A 3,945-nucleotide genomic window follows, 5' to 3' on the forward strand; every position below is an offset into this window, starting at 1 on the left:
GTGCGCCGGCCGCGCACGACGACGGGGCGGCGCAGCGACGGGCGGGCGAGCGCCTGGCGGGCGTGCCGCACGGTCGTGTCGAGCGCGTGGGACACGGTCCGGCCCGCCTCGGCGAGCCCCGCGAGGAGGTCGTCGGCGTCACCGACGCCGAGCAGCGCGGCGACCTCCTCCTGGTCGGCGCGCAGCAGGCGGTTGGTGGGGCGGCGCGTCGTCAGGTGCAGCGCGTCCCGGACGTCGAGCAGGTGGGCGTAGGCGTCGTCGACCGCGCCGTGGGGGCGGTCCGTGAGCCAGGTGGCGGCGAGCGCGAACACCACCACGGCGTCCCTGATGCCGCCGCGCGCCTCCTTGAGGTCGGGCTCCACCAGGTAGGCGAGCTCACCCGACCGCTCGGCCCGGGTGCGGGTCGTCGTGAGGAGCTCCGGCAGGCGCCGTCGCGCGGCCGAGCGCCAGTCCTCGAGCAGCGCGGTGCGCGCTCGCTGGACGACGGTGCGGTCCCCCGCGACGTGCCGCAGATCGAGCAGGCCCACGGCGGCCGGCAGGTCCGACGAGGCGACCTGGCGGCACTGGGCGAGCGAGCGCACCGAGTGGTCCAGGTCGAGCCCGGCGTCCCAGACGGGGTACCAGAGCCGCTCGGCGAGAGCGGCCACCTCGGCCGGGCGGTGGCTGCGGCCGTCGTGCACGAGGAGCAGGTCGAGGTCGCTCGCCGGGCTCGCGTCGCCGCGGCCGAGGCTGCCGACCGCCCCGAGCGCGATCCCGGAGGGCGACGTGCCGTCGATCACCGAGTCCCACAGCTCGGCCAGGCGTGCCACGGCGAGCTGCGTGACGGCGCCGCGACGGACGGCCCCGTCCGCGCCGGGACCGGTCATGCGGGCGGCGAGCCGGAGCCGATCGGCCTTGAGGTCCCGCACCCCCACGGACGCGGCCTGGGGAGCCGGGTCCGCCGGGGGGTGCGGGACCTCGAGGGAAGGGCGTCCGACCGCGTCCGGTTCGACGGGCGGTCGTTCGGTCATCGGGCTACAGCGCGTCCACGCCGTGCTCGCCGGTGCGCACACGTGCCACGTCGTCGACCGGCACCGTCCACACCTTGCCGTCACCGATCTTGCCGGTCTGGGCGGCCATGATGATCGCGTTCGTCACGGCGGTCGCGTCCTCGTCGGCGACGAGGATCTCGACCCGGACCTTGGGGATCAGGTCCACCGTGTACTCCGCGCCGCGGTAGACCTCGGTGTGGCCGCGCTGCCGGCCGTAGCCGCTCGCCTCGCTCACCGTCATCCCGCGGATCCCGGCCGCCTCGAGGGCCGACTTCACGTCGTCGAGCCGGTGCGGCTGGATGACACCCGTGACGAGCTTCATGCCTTCACCTCCGTCTGGGGGCGAGCCGCGCTCGCCGCCGTGTAGCTGCTGTCGCCCGAGCCGATGCGCGCACCGCCGAGGGTCTCGTACGCCGACTCGCCGTGCACCGCGAGGTCCACGCCGCCGAGCTCCTGCTCGTCGGGGACGCGCAGACCGATCGTGGCCTTGAGCGCCAGGGCGATGGCCGCCGTGACCACCGCGCTGAACGCCATCGCAGCGACCGCGACGATGATCTGCGTCAGCAGCTGGGTGATGCCGCCGCCGTAGAGGAGGCCGTTGAGCGCACCGTCGGGGTACCAGGTGCCGTTGACGCCCTCGCCGACGTTCGCGAAGAGGCCGATGAGCACCGTGCCGACGAGGCCACCGACCAGGTGGACGCCGACGACGTCGAGCGAGTCGTCGTAGCCGAAGCGGTACTTCAGACCCACGGCGAGGGCGCAGAGCACACCCGCGACCGCGCCGATCGCCAGGGCGCCGAAGGTGTCGACCGCCGCCGCGGCGGGCGTGATGGCGACGAGACCCGCGACGACGCCCGAGGCGGCGCCGAGCGACGTCGCGTGACCGTCGCGCACCTTCTCCGTGACGAGCCAGGCGAGCATCGCGAGGCCCGTGGCGACGAGCGTGTTGACCCACGCGCGGCCGGCGGTGCCGTCGGCCGCGAACTCCGAGCCCGCGTTGAAGCCGAACCAGCCGAACCACAGGAGCGCCGCACCGAGCATGACGAACGGCAGGTTGTGCGGCCGCATCGGCTCCTTGCCGAAGCCCTTGCGCTTGCCGAGCACGACCGCGAGGACGAGGCCCGCGACGCCGGCGTTGATGTGGACGACCGTGCCGCCCGCGAAGTCGATCGGGACCGACAGGCCCGCGGTGATGCCGTCGCCTCCGAGCAGGCCGCCGCCCCACACCATGTGCGCCATGGGGATGTAGACGAGCGTGACCCACAGGCCCGCGAAGACCATCCACGAGCCGAACTTCATGCGGTCGGCGACCGCTCCCGAGATGAGCGCGACGGTGATGATCGCGAACGTCGCCTGGAAGCCGGCGGCGACGAGGGCCGGGACACCGGAGCCGGCCATGAGGCTCTGCTCGTCGGTGATCGAGTTGAGACCGAAGTACTCGGTCGGGTTGCCGATGATGCCGCCGATGTCGGTGCCGAAGGTGGCCGAGTACCCGTAGAGCACCCAGATGACGCTCACGAGACCGAGCGCACCGAAGCTCATCATCATCATGTTCAGGACGGACTTGCCGCGCACCATGCCGCCGTAGAAGAACGCCAGGCCCGGCGTCATGAGCAGCACGAGCGCGGACGCTGTGATGATCCAGGCAGTGTTGCCCGTGTCCAGCACGAACTCTTCCATGCAGATCGCCTCTCCCTCGCCAGCCGGGCGGCTGGTCCGGGACCAGGCTGGAGGAGCGCTGTTTCTGCGCCGCGCGCGCCGCGTTACGGCACGGTGACAAGACCGACGACGACGTGAACGTCGTGTTTCCGCAACCTCACAGCGTGCCGGCGGTCATCCCTGGAGCAGGCCGTCGACAAAGGCCTCCGGCTCGAACGGCGCGAGGTCGTCGGGGCCCTCGCCGAGCCCGACCAGCTTGACCGGGACCCCGAGCTCGCGCTGCACCGCGACCACGATGCCGCCCTTGGCGGTCCCGTCGAGCTTGGTCAGGACGATGCCCGTCACGCCTGCGACCTCGGCGAAGACGCGCGCCTGGTTGAGCCCGTTCTGCCCCGTCGTGGCGTCGAGCACGAGCAGGACCTCGCGGATCGGTGCGTTGCGGGAGAGGACGCGCGTGATCTTGCCGAGCTCGTCCATGAGCCCGGCCTTGTTCTGCAGGCGGCCGGCGGTGTCCACGAGGACGACGTCGACACCGTCCGCGACGCCGCGCCGCACCGAGTCGAAGGCGACGGCCGCCGGGTCGGCACCGTCGCGGTCCGAGCGCACGGTCGGCACGCCCACGCGCGCACCCCACGTCTGCAGCTGATCGGCGGCCGCGGCACGGAAGGTGTCCGCCGCGCCGAGCACGACGCTGCGGCCCTCGGCGACGAGGACGCGCGCGAGCTTGCCGACCGTCGTCGTCTTCCCCGTCCCGTTGACGCCGACGACGAGCACGACCGCCGGGTGGGTGCCGTCGCCGTCGGTCGTCGCGGCGGGCGACAGGTCGAGCGTGCGGTCGAGCGAGGGGTCGACGAGCGCGAGCAGCTGCTCGCGCAGGAGCGCGCGCACGGCCTCCGGCTCGCGGACGCCGAGCACGCGCACGCGCTCGCGCAGCGTGTCGACGAGCTCGCCCGTGGGGCCGGCGCCGACGTCGGCCAGGAGGAGGGTCTCCTCGATCTCGTCCCAGTCGTCCTCGGTGAGGTGGTCGCGCGACAGCACGGCGAGCAGCCGGCTCCCGAGCGGCGAGCCCGAGCGCGCGAGCCGCTCGCGCAGGCGGACGAGCCGCCCCGCGACCGGTTCCGGGCGCTCGAGCGCAGGCTCCTCGAACGCCTCGGGGAGCTCCGTGACGTCGGGCGCCTCGGCGGCCCGCGGACGGTCGAGGACGTCGGTCCCGGCGCCAGGGACGTCCGTCCCGGCGCCCGGGCGGGTCGCGGCC

Annotated in this window: 4 protein-coding genes; all 4 read right to left on the minus strand. The window is 73.8% G+C overall.

Going from position 1 to position 3,945, the window contains the following annotated elements; translation table 11 throughout:
- A partial coding sequence (locus tag ICW40_RS17370; protein WP_221655261.1) for a nucleotidyltransferase domain-containing protein occupies window positions 1-1,010 on the minus strand: 1,010 nt, incomplete at its 3' end.
- A 4-nt stretch (window positions 1,011-1,014) separates the two neighbouring features.
- A complete protein-coding gene (locus tag ICW40_RS17375) occupies window positions 1,015-1,353 on the minus strand; it encodes a P-II family nitrogen regulator (protein ID WP_221655262.1) in 339 nt (112 codons plus the stop codon).
- Complete coding sequence (locus ICW40_RS17380) at window positions 1,350-2,711, minus strand: ammonium transporter (RefSeq protein ID WP_221655263.1); 1,362 nt, start codon at window positions 2,709-2,711, stop codon at window positions 1,350-1,352. The genes ICW40_RS17375 and ICW40_RS17380 overlap by 4 nt, the downstream gene beginning before the upstream one ends.
- A gap of 153 nt (window positions 2,712-2,864) precedes the next feature.
- Window positions 2,865-3,945 (minus strand): signal recognition particle-docking protein FtsY (gene ftsY, locus ICW40_RS17385; protein WP_221655264.1); only part of this gene is annotated, 1,081 nt, incomplete at its 5' end.

The sequence above is a fragment of the Actinotalea ferrariae genome, from assembly GCF_019733465.1.
Taxonomy (GTDB): Bacteria; Actinomycetota; Actinomycetes; order Actinomycetales; family Cellulomonadaceae; genus Actinotalea; species Actinotalea ferrariae_A.

Excerpts from the sequence above, each read along its gene's own strand:
- ICW40_RS17380 (WP_221655263.1), bottom strand. The coding sequence starts at position 2,711 with ATGGAAGAGTTCGTGCTGGACACGGGCAACACTGCCTGGATCATCACA.
- ICW40_RS17375 (WP_221655262.1), bottom strand. The coding sequence starts at position 1,353 with ATGAAGCTCGTCACGGGTGTCATCCAGCCGCACCGGCTCGACGACGTG.